Here is an 18,069-nt window from a genome sequence, read left to right as displayed (position 1 = left end):
GGCGGGTCCGGCTCAGTGGCAGGCGCAGGCGCTGCCGCAGCCGCCGGCGGCCGGGGCCGAGGTTGCCGCAGCGGTGCCGCCCGACGACGATTCAGCCGCCGCCGGCGCGCTGGCCGCAGCCGCGGCGCCACCGGTCGCCGCGGGCGCGCTGGCGCCGCCGCTGCCGCCGCGGAAGTCGGTCACGTACCAGCCCGAGCCCTTGAGCTGGAAGCCGGCAGCGGTCAGCTGCTTCTTGAACGCGCCGGCGGCGCCGCACGACGGGCAGTCCGTCAGCGGGGCATCGCTCATTTTCTGCAGCACATCGCGCCCGTGGCCGCAGGCGTCGCAACGGTAGGCATAGATCGGCATGGTGTTATTTCGCGAGAAAACTTGGGAATCGGTACCAGGACAGGCATCGCCCCGAGCCGTGGCGGCGGTGCGGGAATATCCCGCGCGGCGATGCAAAGCCTTGAATTATAAACCGTTCCGGGGCTGCCTGATCGGCGGAAATAAGGGGGGTGGCATCCCCCGCGCCGTCAGGCGATATGGACTTCCTTGACCGGCGCGTGATCTGCAATCCACTGCGGCAGCAGTGAACCGATCACCATGCCGCTGATCGAGAACAGCAGCCCCACCATCTGCGGCGGCACCACGGCATCGGCAAAGGCGATCTCGCAAGTCAGCCAGGACGACAGGCCCAGCAGGATGGCCGCCAGCCCGCCCTGGCGGGTGGCATGCTTCCAGAACATGCCGAAGGCCAGCGGCACGAAGGACGACACCAGCGTGACCTTATAGGCATTTTCGACCATATGGAAAATCGACAGGTGCGAATTCAGCGCGAACAGCGTCACCAGCGTGGTGAACACCAGCACCACGGTCTGCATCACGCGCAGGAACTGCTTGTCGTCGAGATGGCGGAAGTACGGGCGCAGGATGTTCTCGGCAAAGGTCACCGACGGTGCCAGCAACGTCGCCGAGGCGCAGCTCTTGATCGCCGACAGCAGCGCGCCGAAGAACATCACCTGGGCGAACATCGGCGCGTGCTGCAGGATCAGCTGCGGCAGGATCAGCTGCGAGTCGGTGTCGATGTACCTGGCCACCATGCCCGGATCGATCAGCGTGGCCGAGTACGCCAGGAACATCGGGATAAAGGCGAAGCCGAAGTACAGCACGCCGCCCAGCACCGAGGCGCGCCCGGCGATCTGCTCGGTGCGCGACGAAGTCACCCGCTGGAACACGTCCTGCTGCGGGATCGACCCCAGCATCATGGTGAACAGCGCCGCGGCAAAGCCGATGATCTGCACGAAGTCAAGCGCCGGCCAGAATTCGAACTTGCCGGCCGCGGCCGCGTGCGACACCACCGCGGTGACGCCGCCGGCCTGGCCGCTGACCTCGTAGCCGATATACATCATGCCGATCACGATGATGATCATCTGGATGAAGTCGGTGATCGCCACCGACCACATGCCGCCGAACAGCGTATAGACCAGCACGCTGGCCGCGCCGATCATCATGCCGGCCTCCTGCGACAGCGCGCCGTCCGACACGGTATAGAACACCAGCCCCAGCGCCTTGATCTGCGCCGCCACCCAGCCCAGGTACGAGACCACGATGCACAGCGTGGTCAGCACCTCGGCCAGCCGGCCATAGCGGTTGTGGTAGTAGTCGCCGATGGTCAGCAGGTTCATCCGGTACAGCGGCCGGGCAAAGAACAGGCCCACCAGGATCAGGCACAGCGATGACCCGAACGGATCGGACACCACGCCGGACAGGCCTTCCTTCAGGAACACGGCGGGGATGCCCAGCACCGTCTCCGAGCCAAACCAGGTGGCGAAGACGGTGGCGGTGACGATGTGGAACGGCAGGCTGCGCCCGGCGACGGCGAAATCGGTGGTGTTGCGCACGCGCAGCGCCGCCCACAGGCCGATGCCGACCGAGATTACCCAGTAGATGATGACAAACCAGATCAGCATGCCGCTGCCCTATGCAGAAGGTGCCCTTGTGGCGAGAAACCGAATGCCGGGCGGCTGGGCGCGGGGTGGCGCACGGGGCCCGGAGTCCAATTCATCGGTCGGGGCCGCATATCGGGGTGCCTGGCGCTGTCCCGACGAGGCGGGCAACGCGGCGGGGGCCCGCGGTCGTAGCCGAATCAAAACGCGGATTATAGCGACGCAGACCGGCACGGGCGAAAAAAATTCCCCGCTGGCGCGAATGCGCCACGCGGGGGCACCGCCTTCGCCACAGGGCGGCCGGCCGGGGATGGCTTCAGACGCCGCGCCGGCGCCATACCTGCCATCGCTCCTGCCCCTGGAACACCGGCAGCGGCGCGGCCGAGAGCCGGTCCTCGATGCGCTCGAAGGCCGGCGCCAGCAGCGCATCGAGCTCCGCCTGGGGCATCGCGAACGGCGGCCCGCCGCGGTTCTCGCCCAGGTAGAAGTAGCCAGCCAGCAGCCCGGCCGGGTGCAGCAGCTCGGCCACGCGCGCACCATAGGCCGCGCGCAGCGCCGGCGGCAGCGCGCACAGGAAGGCGCGCTCGTAGATCAGTTCGCACGCCGGCTGCGGCGTGAAGGCAAAGAAATCGCCCTGATGCACCACCGCCCCGGCCGGCCCGAGCGCGCGCCGCGCCGACGCCACCGCCTGCGGCGAGAAGTCGATCGCCGTCACCGGCCAGCCGCGCTCGAACAGCCAGGCGGCCTCCCAGCCGTTGCCGCAGCCCGGCACCAGCGTGGGACACGGTGCGCGGCCTTCGATAAAGCGGCGGAATTCCTCGGGCACGCCGCCCAGGTCCCAGGGCGTGAAGCCCTCCTTGAAACGTTCGTCCCAGAACGCCGGATCCCCGGCATCGCGCGTGGCGAAGCTGGGCACTGGCCTGGTGGTATCGCTCATGGGTCTGCCTCCGTCCGTTGTTCTATTGACCTGCGCCTACCAGTAGCCCGACCAGCCCAGCACGTGGGTCAGCACGATGCCGGCGACAAAGCCGCCCACCAGCAGCACCGCCGTGCCGAGCAGCCGGTTGGTGCGGCGCTGCTCCAGCACCAGCATCGCCAGCAGCTTGTCCTGCTCGCCGTTGCTGGTGAGCGCGCGCCGCTCCAGGAACTGGTGCGCCAGGCGCGGGAAGTCGGGCAGCATCTTGGCCCACAGCGGCGCCTCTACCTTGATCCGCTCCCACGCGCCCTGCCAGCCGACCTGCTCGTGCATCCATCGTTCCAGGAACGGCTTGGCGGTCTTCCACAGGTCCAGGTCCGGATCGAGCTGGCGGCCCAGGCCTTCGATATTGAGCAGGGTCTTCTGCAGCAGCACCAGCTGCGGCTGGATCTCGACGTTGAAGCGGCGCGAGGTCTGGAACAGCCGCATCAGCACCATGCCCAGCGAGATTTCCTTCAGCGGCTTGTCGAAGTACGGCTCGCAGCAGGCCCGCACCGCGCTTTCCAGTTCTTCGACGCGGGTCTCGGGCGGAACCCAGCCGGACTCCACGTGCAGCAGCGCCACGCGGTGGTAGTCGCGGCGGAAGAAGGCGATGAAGTTCTGCGCCAGGTAGTTCTTGTCGAATTCCGACAGCGCGCCGACGATGCCGAAGTCCAGCGCAATATAGCGGCCGAAGGTCTCGGGCTGCACCGACACCAGGATGTTGCCCGGGTGCATGTCGGCATGGAAGAAGCCGTCGCGGAACACCTGGGTGAAGAAGATCTCGACGCCCTCCTCCGCCAGCTGGTGCATGTCGACGCCGGCGGCCTTGAGCGATTCGGTGCGCGAGATCGGGATGCCGTGCATGCGCTCCATCACGAACACCGTGCTGCTGCACCAGTCCCAGAACACCTCGGGCACCAGCAGCAGGTTGGTATCGGCAAAGTTGCGGCGCAGCTGGCTGGCGTTGGCCGCCTCGATCATCAGGTCGAGCTCGTCGTGCAGGTATTTGTCGAACTCGGCCACCACCTCGCGCGGCTTCAGGCGCTTGCCGTCGGCCCAGAAGCGTTCCAGCCAGGTGGCCATGTCGCGCATCAGCGCCAGGTCGCTGTCGATCACCGGCAGCATGCCGGGGCGCAGCACCTTCACCGCGACTTCGCGCCCGTGGCAGGGGCCGCCCTTGAGCGTGGCGAAGTGCACCTGCGCGATCGAGGCGCTGGCCACCGGCTGGTGCTCGAAGGTCTCGAACAGCTGGTCCAGCGGCCGCCCGAGCGAGCGCTCGATGATCCTGACAGCCACCGCCGAATCGAACGGAGGCACCTGGTCCTGCAGCTTGGCGAGTTCGTCGGCAATGTCCGGCGGCATCAGGTCGCGCCGGGTCGACAGCACCTGGCCGAACTTGACGAAGATCGGGCCCAGCCGCGTCAGCGCCAGCCGCAGCCGCACGCCGCGCGGCATGTCGAGCTTGCGGCCGATGGTGATGACCCGTACCAGGAAGCGGATCCTGCGGCTGCTGAAGCCCGAGAGCACCAGCTCGTCCAGGCCGTAGTAGAGGATGACGAAAAGGATCTTGCCAAGGCGCAGGAGGCGGGTCATTCGGGAGTCTTCACGGGGCCGGGCAGGCAGTCAGGGGAGGATCGGAAGGAAGCGCGGCTGGGCCGGCTCAGCGATGCGGCGACGGCAGCTTGCCGGATGGGCCGGACACGCCCGGCGTGCCGCCCCGCTCCAGGCGCTCCAGCCGCTTCTCCAGCCGCGCCAGGCGGTCGCGCAGCCGGCTTACGTCGGTGCCGAAGTCGTCCAGCGCGGCGTGGCGCACCAGGGTCGGGCGTTCGTCGAGCAGGTAGTCGGTGACGTTGTCCACCAGCGCGCGGCCCACGCGCGTGGCCTGCTCGTGGACCTGGCGCGCGCCGTCGACCACGCGCTGCGCCACGCTGTCGCTGACCGGCCCGCCCAGGATGCCGCGCAGCGCGCGCGACAGGTCCTCGGCGGCATCCCAGCGCAGGTTGCGCGCCAGCGCCGAAACGGTATTGGCCAGCTCGGCGTCGCCCTCGATGCGCACATGGCGCATGGCGGCGGCCTGGCCGCCTTCGGCCACGTCGGCGGCCACCAGCGGCCACTGCTGCACCGGCACGCGCAGCGTCACCGCGGGCGCCTCGGCCGCGGGCGCCAGCTCCGTGCAGCCGTGCTCGGTCACCTTCAGCGACAGCTCGAAGGCGGCGGCATCGAAACGGATCACGCGTCCGGCAAACGGCGCCAGCTGGTTGCGGGCCCACGGCTCCTGCTCGAGCAGGTGGTTCAGTGCCGAGATGGCGGGCGTGGCCAGGGCGGAAGGCAGAGTATTCATGACGGCGCGGTTGGCGGGCAGGCGGCGACGCGCGGGGCTCGCGTCCCAAACAAAAAGGCCCACGCTTTCGCGTGGGCCTCCATTCTAAGCTACTCCCCCCGGCGCATCACCGCCGTGGGGGTGCGGCATCAGGACTCTTGCTGGATCCCGGCCAGCAGCCAGCCGCCGCTGCCCGAGACCGGCTTGGCCAGGTTCCAGACCTCGCCGAACGGCTGCGCCGCCTCGCCCGCCTTCTCGCGGATCATGCCCGAGAAACGCACGCTGGCCAGGTGCTGGGCCGGCGACGACTCGATGCCGAGCAGCTGGGCTTCGAGCGTGACCACGTCGGTCTTGTTGACCTCGGCGCCGCGCTCAGCCAGGTCCATCTTGATCTCGGCGAACATCTCCGGCGTGGTGAACTCGCGGATATCGTCCAGGTTGCCGGCATCCCATGCGGCCTGCAGGCGCACGAAGTGGACCTTGGCGTTGCGCAGGAACGATTCGGCGTCGAAGTCGGCCGGCACGCCCCACGGCTGCTGGGCCACCGCACCGGCGGCAGCGGCGGCGCCAGCGGCGGGCAGAACCGGGCTGCCCGACACATTGCCGGAAACCGGCGTCGGCTCGCCGCGGAACATCGGCTCGGCGTCGCGGCCCAGGTTGGGCGCGCCGCCGGCACCGGCGTAGGCCGGTTGCGCGGTGCGCTTGCTGCCGCGGAACTTGCGGATCAGCCAGATCGCGGCAAATGCCACCAGCGCGATCAGGATCAGGTTGGACAGGAAGGTCAGCGCCGCGCCACCCAGGCCGAAGTGCGACAGCAGCCAGCCGATGCCCAGGCCGGCGGCGATGCCGCCCAGGATGCCGCCCCAGTTGCGCTTGGGCGCCGCGGCCGCGGCCGCGCCGGCTGCGCCGGCGGTGGCCGGTGCCGCCTGCTGTGCAGGTTGCTGCGCCTGTTGCGTGGGCGAAGTGGGCTGGGTCTGCTGGCGCTGGGTCACCGACTCAGACTGCTTGCCAATGCTGCGCGAGCCGCCCATGCGCTTGGCCTCGGCGTCGAAGGCCATGCCGACGGCCAGCGCCGTGACCAGCGACCCCACCAGGAATTTTCCACGAATTGACGACATATGCTGTTATCCCCTCTCAGTTTCACCCATATACGGGCGAGCATGGCGATTTCAAGTGTTCTTTCAAGTGTTCTCAATACTTGCGTCCGACATGGAGCGCCACCACTCCGGCCGTCAGATTGAAGTATTCGACATTTTCCAGGCCCGCATGTTCCATTAAGCGTACAAGCGAAACCTGGTCTGGATGCATTCTGATCGATTCCGCGAGATAGCGATAGCTCGGGGCATCCCCTGCCACGCGCTGGCCCAGCCACGGCAGCACCTTGAAAGAATAGACGTCGTAGGCCTTCTCCAGCGGTTTCCAGACCTTGGAGAATTCCAGCACCATGACCTTGCCGCCCGGCTTGACCACGCGGCGCATCTCGGCCAGCGCGGCGTCCTTGTGCGTCATGTTGCGCAGGCCGAAGGCGACCGTGACCAGGTCGAAGTAATTGTCGGGGAACGGGATCTTCTCGGCGTCGCACAGCGCCACCGGCGTGACGATGCCCTTGTTCAGCAGCCGGTCGCGGCCCACCCGCAGCATCGACTCGTTGATATCGGTCAGCCAGACCTGCCCGGTCGGGCCGGCCTGTTTCGCGAACGCCTTGGCCAGGTCGCCGGTGCCGCCGGCGATGTCCAGCACCTTGTGGCCCGGGCGTACCCCCGCCTGCGCGATGGTGAACATCTTCCACAGCCGGTGCATGCCGCCCGACATCAGGTCGTTCATCACGTCGTACTTGCTGGCCACCGAATGGAACACGCCGGCAACCTTGTCGGCCTTTTCCGTTTCGTCGACCTTTTCGAACCCGAAGTGGGTTTCACTCATCTTTCAAGACTCCAGGATTGTCGGGGGCGGCTCAGTGATGGCCGCAGGCGTGCCCGCCGCCGGCGGCGGGCATCGGGGTGTCGCGATCGGCGCCGGCCGCTTCCAGGCGCTGCAGGTAGTCCTGCCACAGCGCGTCCTGGTTGTCGCCCAGGCGGTACAGCAGGTCCCAGGAATAGATGCCGGTGTCGTGGCCGTCGGAGAAGCGGATCTGGATGGCGTAGTTGCCGACCGGCTCGACCGCCTCGACGCCGACCTCGCGCTTGCCGGTCTGCAGCACTTCCTGGCCCGGGCCGTGGCCCTGGACTTCGGCGGAGGGCGAGTACACGCGCAGCAGCTCGAACGGCAGCCGGAAGCTGCGGCCGTTGTCGAAGCCGATCTCGAGCACGCGCGATTGCGTGTGCACCGTCAGCGCGGTGGGATGGGGGGTGTCTTTTTCCAGGCCTGCCATGGTGATCGCGGCCCGGTGACGGGCGCTTGTGTGGGTGATTGCCGCATGATGCCGCGCCGGCTGCCGCGGCAGCCCCGCATCACGCTTCGCATACGACCCGATAGCTTACCCCAGGCTCGCCGGCTTGCGCAGCCCGGGCCGCGTCGGCGTCCTGCGGCACGTAGCGCAGCCGGCGCTGGTGGAAGGCCGCCACGGTGCTGCGGTGCGCAATGCTGACGATCGCCGTTTGCGGCAGCTGCTCCACCATCAGCTGGTACATGGCGCGTTCGGTGTCTTCATCCAGCGCGCTGGTGGCTTCGTCGAGGAACAGGTAGTCCGGCCGCTGCAGCAGCGCGCGCGCAAAGGCCAGGCGCTGCTGCTCGCCCGGCGACAGCCGCAGCGACCAGTTATCGAACACGTCGAGCTGGTCCGCCAGCGCCGCCAGGCGGGTCTGGCGCAGCGCCGCCTGCAGGACGTCCTTGCTGTGCTCGGTGCCGGCGTCGGGGTAGGCCAGCGCATCGGCCAGCGTGCCGATCGGCAGGTAGCTGCGCTGCGGCAGGAACAGCCGGCGCGCGCCTTCCGGCATGGTCACGATACCGCTGCCGTATGGCCAGATCCCGGCGAGCGCGCGGAACAGCACGCTCTTGCCGCAGCCCGACGGGCCGCTGACCAGCCAGCGCTCGCCCGGCGCCACCGCCAGCGAGAACGGCGCCACCAGCGGCCGCTGCCCCACCGCCGCGCCGCGCGCGGCGCGCACTGGCAAGGCCAGCGCCAGGCTGTCGATGGCGATGCCGTCCTGCGGCTTGCCGTGATACGCCACCTCAATATCGCGGCTGCCGTCCTGCGACGCATCCTGCCGCTCGGCCACGCGGATCGCTTCCTGGAAATCGATCAGGCGGTTGGCCGCCGCCTTCCAGCCCACCAGCGTGGCATAGCTGTCGACGAACCACGACAGCGCGCCCTGCACCTGCCCGAATGCCGAACTGGTCTGCATCAGCCCGCCCAGCGTCATCTTGCCGGCAAAGTAGCGCGGCGCCGCCACCAGGATCGGGAAGATGATGGCGAACTGCGCATAGCCGGAACTGACGAAGGTCAGCCGCCGCGTATAGCGCATCAGCTGGTTCCAGTTGGCGCGGATGCGGTCGAAGCGCGCGCGCAGGCCGGCCTGCTCGGTCGGCTCGCCGCGGTACAGCGCCACCGGCTCGCTGTTCTCGCGCAGGCGCACCAGCGTGAAGCGGAAGTCCGCTTCGTATTGCTCCTGCTGGAAGTTCAGCCCGATCAGCGGGCGGCCGACCACGTGCGCCACCAGCGAGCCGATCACCGCATAGCCGGCCGCGAACCACACCATATAGCCTGGGATGGTCCACTCGGTTCCGCCCAGCGCGAAGCTGATCGGGCCCGACACGGTCCACAGGATGCCGACGAAGGACAGCAGCGTCACCACCGAGTTGAGCAGCCCCAGCGACAGCGACAGCGCGCCGTCGGTGAACAGCCGCAGGTCATCGGCAATCCGCTGGTCGGGGTTGTCGGTGGCGTGGGTCTGTTCGATGCGGTAGTAGGCCTGGTGCCCGAGCCAGTGCCCCATGAAGCGGCCGGTCATCCAGGTACGCCAGCGCATCTGCAGCATCATGGTGTAGTACTGGCGCGAGATCGCCGCGACGATAAAGAACGCCGCGATCCACGAGAAGCGCAGCAGCAGCACCTTGAACGAGGCATAGTCGCGCTGCTCCAGCGCGTTGTAGAACACGCGGTTCCATTCGTTGAGCAGCACGTTGATATAGACGATGCCCAGGTTGAGCACCACCACCAGCGCCAGCAGCCCCAGCCCGGCGAGGCGGTCTTCGGATTTCCAGTAGGGCTTGATCAGCGCCCAGGTCGCGGCCATGCGCAGCCGGCTCTGGATCTTGAGGGCCCGGGCGGGAACGGCCGGGCCCGGTACGGTGACGGAAGTCGGGGTCGAGGACATAGCGGCAGCTTTCTGGCCCGCCAGCGCGCTGCCTGGCCGGGCCTGTTGTTCTGGTGCCGCGGCGCAGGCGCGACCGCGGCGGCATCAGCATTCAGACGGTTGCCTGCCGGCGCGGGTTCCGCGCCCGGCTTCAGGCGTCGCCCGCTTCGACCAGCGCAAGCGCCGTGCGCAGCGCCGGCAGCCGGCTGGCCAGTTCCTGCACGCGCACGGGATCCGCCGCGCGCTGCGGCGCGGCCCAGATCGCCTCGGGGAAATGCGTGTCCCAGCGGTAGCGCGGGATGATGTGCCAGTGCAGGTGCGGCACCATGTTGCCGAACGCCGCCAGGTTGACCTTGTCGGGCGCCATCACCTCGCGCAACACGCGCTCGACGCGCGCCACCAGCCGCATCAGCCAGGCCTGGTCGCCCTCGTCGAGGTCGCTCAGTTCGGCCACATGGTCGTTCCAGACGATGCGGCAGAAGCCGGGAAAGCGGTCATGCTCGACCAGGATCAGGCGGGCGCGGTCGCCCATCCAGACCAGTTCGCCGCCATCGGTTTCGCAGAGGGGGCAGTTCGGGCTCTTGATCATGCGGCGCGTTCCCTTTCGTGCTGCTTCAGCCTTTACACCAGCACCCGCTCGATCCCGCCCGCATTGGCCTTGGCCACATACTCGGGCATCCAGTTCTCGCCCAGCAGGTGCTTCGCCATCTCGATCACGATGTAATCCGCCTGCACCGACGCATCTTCCTTGTAGCGCGACAGGCCCTGCAGGCACGACGGGCAGCTGGTCAGGATCTTGACGTCGCCGGTAAAGCCGTCAGCGCGCAGCTTGTCGGCACCCTTGGTCATCTCTTCTTCCTTGCGGAAGCGGACCTGGGTCGAGATGTCCGGGCGCGTCACCGCCAGCGTGCCCGACTCGCCGCAGCAGCGTTCGTTCTTCTCGATCTTGCCCAGGCCGGCGTTGCCGCCCATCAGGTCGTTGACCAGCTTGGTCGGATCGACCGTCTTGATCGGGGTGTGGCAGGGATCGTGGTACATGTAGCGCGTACCGGTCACGCCCTCCAGCTTGACGCCCTTCTCGAGCAAGTACTCGTGGATGTCGATGATGCGGCAGCCCGGGAAGATCTTGTCGAATTCATAGCCCGCGAGCTGGTCGTAGCAGGTGCCGCAGCTGACCACCACGGTCTTGATGTCGAGGTAGTTCAGCGTATTGGCGACGCGGTGGAACAGCACGCGGTTGTCGGTGACGATCTTCTCGGCCTTGTCGTACTGGCCGTTGCCGCGCTGCGGATAGCCGCAGCACAGGTAGCCCGGCGGCAGCACGGTCTGCACGCCGACATGCCACAGCATCGCCTGCGTCGCCAGCCCCACCTGCGAGAACAGCCGCTCCGAGCCGCAGCCCGGGAAGTAGAACACCGCTTCCGATTCCGGCGTGGTCGCCTTGGGATCGCGGATGATCGGCACGATCTCGTTGTCTTCGATGTCGAGCAGCGCGCGCGCGGTCTTCTTGGGCAGGTTGCCCGGCATCTTCTTGTTGATGAAGTGGATCACCTGCTCGCGCACCGGCGGCTTGCCCACCGTCGCGGGCGGATGCGCGGTCTGCTTCTTGGCGATCTTCTTCAGTACGTCGTTGCCCAGGCGCTGCGCCTTGTAGCCCCAGTCGATCATGACCTTGCGGGTCAGGTTGATGGTCTCGGGGCTGGTGGCGTTGAGGAAGAACATCGACGCCGCGGTGCCGGGGTTGAACTTCTTCTGCCCCATCTTGCGCAGCAGGTTGCGCATGTTCATCGACACGTCGCCGAAGTCGATCTTGACCGGGCACGGCGTCACGCACTTGTGGCACACGGTGCAATGGTCGGCCACGTCGGAGAACTCGTCCCAGTGCTTGACCGAGATGCCGCGGCGGGTCTGCTCCTCGTACAGGAAGGCCTCGACCAGCAGCGAGGTCGCCAGGATCTTGTTGCGCGGGCTGTACAGCAGGTTGGCGCGCGGCACGTGCGTGGCGCACACCGGCTTGCACTTGCCGCAGCGCAGGCAGTCCTTGACGCTCTCGGCGATGGCGCCGATGTCGCTCTGCTGCATGATGATCGACTCGTGTCCCATCAGCCCGAACGACGGCGTGTAGGCGTTGCGCAGGTCGGCGCCGGGCAGCAGCTTGCCCTTGTTGAAGCGGCCCTGCGGGTCGACCTTCTGCTTGTAGGCGCGGAAGTCGCCAATCTCTTCCTCGGTCAGGAATTCCAGCTTGGTGATGCCGATGCCGTGCTCGCCCGAGATCACCCCGTCCAGCGAACGCGCCAGGTCCATGATGCGGGCCACCGCGCGGTGCGCGTCCTGCAGCATGTCGTAGTCGTCGGAGTTGACCGGGATGTTGGTGTGCACGTTGCCGTCGCCGGCGTGCATGTGCAGCGCCACGAAGACGCGGCCGCGCAGCACCTGCTTGTGGATCTTCTGGGCTTCGTCGAGGATCGGCTTGAACTCGCCGCCGTTGAAGATCTTGCGCAGTTCGGCGCGGATCTCGGTCTTCCACGAGACGCGGATGGTGCGGTCCTGCAGCAGGTGGAACACGTTGGCGTCCGGCTGCTGGTGCAGCCGCGCCTCGAATTCCTGGCCCAGCAGGCCCAGCCCGTGCCCGATCAGCGAGGCCTTGGCCTGCGCCAGCGGCGTGTCGAGATGGGCTTGCAGATAGCGCCAGCGCGCGCGGATCTCGCGCAGCAGCGTCAGCGCGTGCTGCACGCGGTCTTCCAGCAGCTCGGCGCTGGGGATCTCGTTGGCGTCGTCGCTGCGGCCCAGCGGCAGGTTGCCGCGCGCGAAGAACGCTTCCAGCGTGTCGACCAGCTTGAGCTTGCTCTTGATCGACAGCTCGATATTGATGCGCTCGATGCCGTCGGTGTACTCGCCCATGCGGTTGAGCGGGATCACCACGTCTTCGTTGATCTTGAAGGCGTTGGTGTGCTTCGCGATCGCGGCGGTGCGCGAGCGGTCGAGCCAGAACTTCTTGCGCGCCTCGGGGCTGACGGCGATAAAGCCTTCGCCGCTCTTGCCGTTGGCCATGCGGATCACTTCCGAGGTGGCGCGCGCCACGGCGTCTTCATCGTCGCCGACGATATCGCCGATCAGCACCATCTTCGGGAAGGCGTTGCGCTTGCTCTTGGTGGCGTAGCCGACCGCGCGCAGGTAACGCTCGTCCAGGTGCTCGAGGCCGGCCAGGATGGCGCCGCCCGGCTTTTTGGTCTCGGCGTCGAGGAAGTCCTTGATCTCGACGATGCTGGGGATGGCGTCGCGCGCCTGGCCGAAGAACTCCAGGCACACGGTGCGGATGTGCTTGGGCATGCGGTGCAGGATCCAGCGCGCGCTGGTGATGATGCCGTCGCAGCCTTCCTTCTGCACGCCGGGCAGGCCCGCCAGGAACTTGTCGGTGACGTCCTTGCCCAGGCCTTCCTTGCGGAACTTGCGGCCTTCGATGGCGAGCGTCTCGGTGCGCAGCACCTTCTCGCCCGGGGCGCGGTTGCCGTCCGACCACTTCAGCTCGAAGGTGGCCACCGGCACGTCGTGGATCTTGCTCAGGTTGTGGTCCAGCCGGGTGATTTCCAGCCAGTTGCCTTCCGGGTCCACCATGCGCCACCAGGCCAGGTTGTCGAGCGCGGTGCCCCACAGCACGGCCTTCTTGCCGCCGGCGTTCATGGCGACATTGCCGCCGATGCACGAGGCGTCGATCGAAGTCGGGTCGACGGCGAACACCAGGCCGGCGCGGTCGGCCGCGTCGGCGACGCGGCGCGTCACCACGCCGGCGCCGGAGAAGATGGTCGCCACCTTGTGCGACACGCCCGGCAGGTCGGTCTGCTCGACCGGCCCCAGCTGCTCCAGCTTCTCGGTATTGATTACCGCGCTCATCGGCGTCAGCGGCACGGCGCCGCCGGTGTAGCCGGTGCCGCCTCCGCGCGGGATGATGGTCAGGCCGAGTTCGAAGCAGCCCTTGACCAGGCCGGCGATCTCTTCCTCGGTATCCGGGGTCAGCACCACGAACGGATATTCCACCCGCCAGTCAGTGGCATCGGTCACGTGCGACACGCGCGACAGGCCATCGAACTTGATGTTGTCCTTCTGCGTGACGCGGCCGAGCACGCGCTGCGCGCGCTTGCGCAGGTCGTAGGCGGCGGCGAATTCGTTCTTGAAGTCCTCGATCGCCTGCTTGGCGAACGCGACCAGCTGCTCCACGCGGTGCGAGCGGTCCTCGGCGGCGGGCTCGGCGTGCTCGGCACGGTCGGCGGCGCGGCGCTTCTCGATCTCGTTCAGGCGGTGGTGCAGCGCGCTCACCAGCATCTGGCGGCGCTTGGGATTTTCCAGCAGGTCGTCCTGCAGGTAGGGGTTGCGGCGCACCACCCAGATATCGCCCAGCACCTCGTACAGCATGCGGGCGGAGCGGCCGGTGCGGCGCTCGCTGCGCAGCTCGTCCAGGATGCGCCAGGCTTCCTCGCCGAGCAGCCGGATGACAATCTCGCGGTCCGAGAAGGACGTGTAGTTATAGGGGATTTCACGCAGGCGCGGCGGGGCGTCCTGCGCGGCGAGCTTGGCGTCGAGCACGAGTGGGGCGTTCATTGGGGGACCGCTTCCTGCTGCGCACGGGGACAGTGCGCGAATCGTTCATTAAAGGGCGATTGTACTGCAAGCCCTGCTTTCGCCGCACCGCAGCATGACGGAATCCTTGTCGGAACAAGGGATTAGCGTGTGTCCGGGGCGCCGGATGCGCCCCGCATAACGGTCCCGGGCCCCGCCGGAATCAGAACCAGGCCTTTACCGTGTGCGCAATGTTCTGCCAGAAAGTATCCGGAATCCACATCAGCCCGGCGGTCATGACCAGGTAGCGCAGGAACTTGCCGACCGCCATCCAGGCCAGGCTGGGCCAGAACGAGAGGCGCAGCCAGCCCGCCAAAGTGCACAACGGATCACCAACGCCAGGCAGCCACGACAGCAGCAGCGTGGGCGGGCCCAGCCGGCGCATCCAGCGGAAGTAGCGGGCATCGAGCTTGGGCTTGGGCGGCTTGCGCGCGTGGGCGCGGTGCTCCAGGTGCTCGGCCTCGTGCTCGCGCGCGCGGCGCCGCTTGTGGTAGCGCACCAGCGCCAGCTTGGCGGCGTAGCCCAGCCACCAGTCGATCGCGCCGCCGACGGTATTGCCGGCGGTGGCCACCAGGATCGCCGGCCAGAACATCTGCGGATTGAGCTTGACGTAGCCGAACACGGCGGGCTCGGAGCCGAGCGGCAGCAAGGTGGCCGACACCAGGCTGACCACGAAGATCGCGGGCAGGCCTACCTTGGGCAAGGCAATGGTTTCAAACAGCCAGTCGAAAAAGGCTTCCATGTAAGGGGACAGGGCCGGTGGCGCGGCTCATTCTAGCGGGCCCTGCCCCAAACGGGGCGCGGGCAATCCACATGGCACCTGTGCAGGATTTGTGATTAACTGTTAGAGCCTGTCGCGGCCAAACGTTCGCCGGCCGTGCCGATGCGCCGGCCGCAAGGTTCGCTGGCGCACCAACAGCAGTTGCAGCGGCAGCACCAATATCACGAATTAGCCGTCCTATAGCCGTCTTAAGCGGCAGTACCGCGTCGTGGCCAGTCCCGCGCAGTTGCCTTGGGATCTGGGTATTGGTCATGCGCGTCCACCCCACATGGAGACAAGCATGGCGATTCCGATCCGCCTGACGGTCAACGGCAAGCCCGTTGACGCGCAGGTAGAACCCAACACCCTCCTGGTCCAGTTCCTGCGCGAACAGCTGCGCCTGACCGGCACCCACGTCGGCTGCGACACCGCGCAATGCGGCGCCTGCACGGTCCACCTGGACGGCCGCGCGGTCAAGTCGTGCAACCTGCTGGCGCTGCAGGCGGACGGCGCCACCGTGACCACCATCGAAGGACTGGCCGGGACGGTCGGCGACAAGGTCGGCAACGGCCTGCATCCGATGCAGGAGGCCTTCCGCGAATGCCACGGGCTGCAATGCGGCTTCTGCACGCCGGGCATGGTGATGAGCGCCACCGCACTCGTCCAGGAACATCCCGGCGCCGACGCCGCCACCATCCGCAAGCACCTGGAGGGCAACCTGTGCCGCTGCACCGGCTACCACAATATCGTGCGCGCGGTGCAGCAGGGCCAGGCGGGCATGCAGTCCAGCGCTGAATGAGGGAGACCGCCATGAACGCACCCGAGAACCAGCGCCTGGTGGGCGCCTCCGTCAAGCGCAAGGAAGACTATCGCTACCTGACCGGCAACGGCCAGTACACCGACGACATCGTGCTGCCGCAGCAGAGCTACGGGTACTTCCTGCGCTCGCCGCACGCGCACGCGCGCATCCGCGCCATCGACACGAGCGCGGCGCAAGCCGCGCCCGGCGTGATCGCGGTGCTGACCGGCGCCGAGCTCGCCGCCGACAAGGTCGGCGGCCTGCCCTGCGGCTGGCTGATCCACAGCATCGACGGCACGCCGATGAAAGAGCCGCCGCACCCGGTGATCGCCCACGACAAGGTGCGCCACGTCGGCGACCAGGTGGCGCTGGTGATTGCCGAGACCTTGCAGCAGGCGCGCGACGCCGCCGAGCAGATCGACGTCGACTACGAAGAGCTGCCGGCCGTGGTCGGCGCCGCCGATGCCGCGTCGGCGTCGACGCTGGTGCACGACGACGTGCCGGCCAACACCTGCTACACCTGGGGCCACGGCGACAAGGCCGCCACCGACGCCGCCTTCGCCAGGGCCGCGCACGTGACCACGCTGGAGATCGTCAACAACCGCCTGATCCCCAACGCGATCGAGCCGCGCGCGGTCAACGCCAGCTATGCGCGCCAGGACGACAGCTACACCGTCTACGTGGCCAGCCAGAACCCGCATGTCGAGCGCCTGCTGATGGGCGCGTTCGTGCTGGGGCTGCCGGAATCGCGGCTGCGCATCATCGCGCCCGACGTCGGCGGCGGCTTCGGCTCCAAGATCTTCCTGTACCCGGAAGACGTGGCGCTGACCTGGGCCTCGAAGAAGGTGGGGCGGCCGGTCAAGTGGACCGCGGATCGCAGCGAATCCTTCCTGACCGACGCGCATGGCCGCGACCATGTCACCACGGCCGAGCTGGCGCTCGACGCCGACGGCAAGTTCCTGGCGATGCGGGTGCATACCGTGGCCAATATGGGCGCGTACCTGTCGACCTTCGCCAGCAGCGTGCCGACCATCCTCTATGCGACGCTGCTGGCCGGCCAGTACGCCACCCCGGCGATCTATGCGGAGGTCAAGGCGGTGTTCACCAACACCGCGCCGGTCGACGCCTACCGCGGCGCGGGGCGGCCCGAAGCGACCTTCGTGGTCGAGCGCCTGGTCGAAACCGCCGCGCGCGAGCTGAACCTCGATCCGGCCGAACTGCGCCGCAAGAACTTTATCCGCCAGTTCCCGTACGCGACCCCGGTCGGCCTGACCTACGACACCGGCGACTACGAGCCCTGCCTGGCGCGCGCGCAGGAGCTGGCCGACGTCAAGGGCTTCCCGGCGCGGCGCGACGAGGCCAGGCAGCGCGGCAAGCTGCGCGGCCTGGGTTATTCCTGCTATATCGAAGCCTGCGGGCTGGCGCCGTCCAACATCGCCGGCGCGCTCGGCGCGCGCGCGGGCCTGTTCGAGGTGGGCGAGATCCGCGTGCATCCCACCGGCACGGTGACGGTCTTCACCGGCTCGCACAGCCATGGCCAGGGGCACGAGACCACCTTCGCGCAAGTGGTGGCGGACCGCCTCGGGCTGCAGCTCGACCAGGTCGAGATCGTGCATGGCGACACCGGGCGCGTGCCGTTCGGCATGGGCACCTACGGCTCGCGTTCGCTGGCGGTAGGCGGCTCGGCCATCGTCAAGGCGCTCGACAAGATCGAGGCCAAGGCCAAGAAGATCGCCGCCCACCTGCTGGAGGCGTCGGACAGCGACATCGAGTTCAGCAACGGCGTGTTCCGCGTGGCCGGCACCGACCGCACCAAGACCTTCGGCGAGGTCGCGCTGAGCGCCTACGTGCCGCACAACTACCCGCTCGACAAGCTGGAACCGGGCCTGAACGAAAACGCCTTCTACGACCCGACCAACTTCACCTACCCGTCCGGAGCCTATGTATGCGAGGTGGAGGTCGATCCCGACACCGGCGCGTCGCAGGTGGTCAAGTTCACCGCGGTCGACGACTTCGGCAACATCATCAACCCGATGATCGTCGAGGGCCAGGTGCATGGCGGCATCGGCCAGGGGCTGGGCCAGGCCATGCTGGAGCAGTGCGTCTACGACAACGACAGCGGCCAGCTGCTGACCGGCTCGTACATGGACTACGCCATGCCGCGCGCCGGCGACCTGCCTGACTTTACTGTGGAGACCGCCAGCGGCACGCCGTGCACGCACAACCCGCTGGGCGTGAAAGGCTGCGGCGAGGCCGGCGCGATCGGCTCGCCGCCGGCGTTCATCAACGCGCTGGTCGATGCGCTGTCGCCGCTGGGCGTGAAGGACGTGCAGATGCCCGCCACGCCGCATCGCGTGTGGCAGGCGATCCAGGCCGCGCAGCCCCAGCCCTGAGC

14 protein-coding genes are annotated in these 18,069 nt (G+C 67.9%); 2 read left to right on the top strand and 12 right to left on the bottom strand.

Going from position 1 to position 18,069, the window contains the following annotated elements:
- Positions 1-12: 12 nt before the first annotated feature.
- The 12 genes from GA0116996_RS04390 to GA0116996_RS04335 form a co-directional block, all read right to left on the bottom strand.
- Positions 13-348, bottom strand: coding sequence for an FmdB family zinc ribbon protein (locus GA0116996_RS04390; RefSeq protein WP_092307653.1), 336 nt, complete (start codon positions 346-348; stop codon positions 13-15).
- Between the two features lie 167 nt (positions 349-515).
- Positions 516-1,952: a high affinity choline transporter 1 gene (locus GA0116996_RS04385; protein WP_092307651.1), complete on the bottom strand. Its 1,437-nt coding sequence runs from the start codon at positions 1,950-1,952 to the stop codon at positions 516-518.
- A gap of 292 nt (positions 1,953-2,244) precedes the next feature.
- Positions 2,245-2,865: a methyltransferase domain-containing protein gene (locus GA0116996_RS04380; RefSeq protein WP_092307649.1), complete on the bottom strand. Its 621-nt coding sequence runs from the start codon at positions 2,863-2,865 to the stop codon at positions 2,245-2,247.
- 36 nt (positions 2,866-2,901) lie between these two features.
- Entirely contained in the window at positions 2,902-4,479 is a 1,578-nt protein-coding gene (gene ubiB / locus GA0116996_RS04375; protein ID WP_092307647.1) for a ubiquinone biosynthesis regulatory protein kinase UbiB, read from the bottom strand.
- A 67-nt stretch (positions 4,480-4,546) separates the two neighbouring features.
- A complete protein-coding gene (locus GA0116996_RS04370; RefSeq protein WP_092307645.1) occupies positions 4,547-5,227 on the bottom strand; it encodes a ubiquinone biosynthesis accessory factor UbiJ in 681 nt (226 codons plus the stop codon).
- 128 nt (positions 5,228-5,355) lie between these two features.
- Positions 5,356-6,324 (bottom strand): Tim44 domain-containing protein, encoded by a 969-nt coding sequence (locus GA0116996_RS04365; protein WP_092307643.1) that lies wholly within the window; start codon positions 6,322-6,324, stop codon positions 5,356-5,358.
- 73 nt (positions 6,325-6,397) lie between these two features.
- Complete coding sequence (ubiE, locus tag GA0116996_RS04360) at positions 6,398-7,129, bottom strand: bifunctional demethylmenaquinone methyltransferase/2-methoxy-6-polyprenyl-1,4-benzoquinol methylase UbiE (RefSeq protein WP_092307641.1); 732 nt, start codon at positions 7,127-7,129, stop codon at positions 6,398-6,400.
- Positions 7,130-7,160: 31 nt separating this feature from the next.
- A complete protein-coding gene (locus GA0116996_RS04355; protein ID WP_092307640.1) occupies positions 7,161-7,577 on the bottom strand; it encodes a gamma-butyrobetaine hydroxylase family protein in 417 nt (138 codons plus the stop codon).
- 79 nt (positions 7,578-7,656) lie between these two features.
- Complete coding sequence (locus GA0116996_RS04350) at positions 7,657-9,522, bottom strand: ABC transporter ATP-binding protein/permease (RefSeq protein WP_092307639.1); 1,866 nt, start codon at positions 9,520-9,522, stop codon at positions 7,657-7,659.
- Between the two features lie 130 nt (positions 9,523-9,652).
- Positions 9,653-10,090 (bottom strand): HIT family protein, encoded by a 438-nt coding sequence (locus GA0116996_RS04345; RefSeq protein WP_092307638.1) that lies wholly within the window; start codon positions 10,088-10,090, stop codon positions 9,653-9,655.
- A 32-nt stretch (positions 10,091-10,122) separates the two neighbouring features.
- A complete protein-coding gene (locus GA0116996_RS04340; RefSeq protein WP_092307637.1) occupies positions 10,123-14,097 on the bottom strand; it encodes a DUF3683 domain-containing protein in 3,975 nt (1,324 codons plus the stop codon).
- Positions 14,098-14,278: 181 nt separating this feature from the next.
- Entirely contained in the window at positions 14,279-14,857 is a 579-nt protein-coding gene (locus tag GA0116996_RS04335; RefSeq protein WP_092307636.1) for a YqaA family protein, read from the bottom strand.
- 319 nt (positions 14,858-15,176) lie between these two features.
- Here GA0116996_RS04335 and GA0116996_RS04330 point away from each other — a divergent pair, with 319 nt between their 5' ends.
- Positions 15,177-15,674 carry a (2Fe-2S)-binding protein gene (locus GA0116996_RS04330; RefSeq protein WP_092307635.1) on the top strand — a complete coding sequence of 166 codons (498 nt, stop codon included), beginning with the start codon at positions 15,177-15,179 and terminating at the stop codon, positions 15,672-15,674.
- A gap of 11 nt (positions 15,675-15,685) precedes the next feature.
- Positions 15,686-18,067 (top strand): xanthine dehydrogenase family protein molybdopterin-binding subunit, encoded by a 2,382-nt coding sequence (locus GA0116996_RS04325; RefSeq protein WP_092307634.1) that lies wholly within the window; start codon positions 15,686-15,688, stop codon positions 18,065-18,067.
- Positions 18,068-18,069 lie beyond the last annotated feature (2 nt).

The organism is Cupriavidus alkaliphilus, from assembly GCF_900094595.1.
Lineage (GTDB): Bacteria > Pseudomonadota > Gammaproteobacteria > Burkholderiales > Burkholderiaceae > Cupriavidus > Cupriavidus alkaliphilus.
The sequence above is the reverse complement of the archived record's forward strand: the minus strand, read 5'-3'. Positions and strand labels throughout refer to the sequence as shown.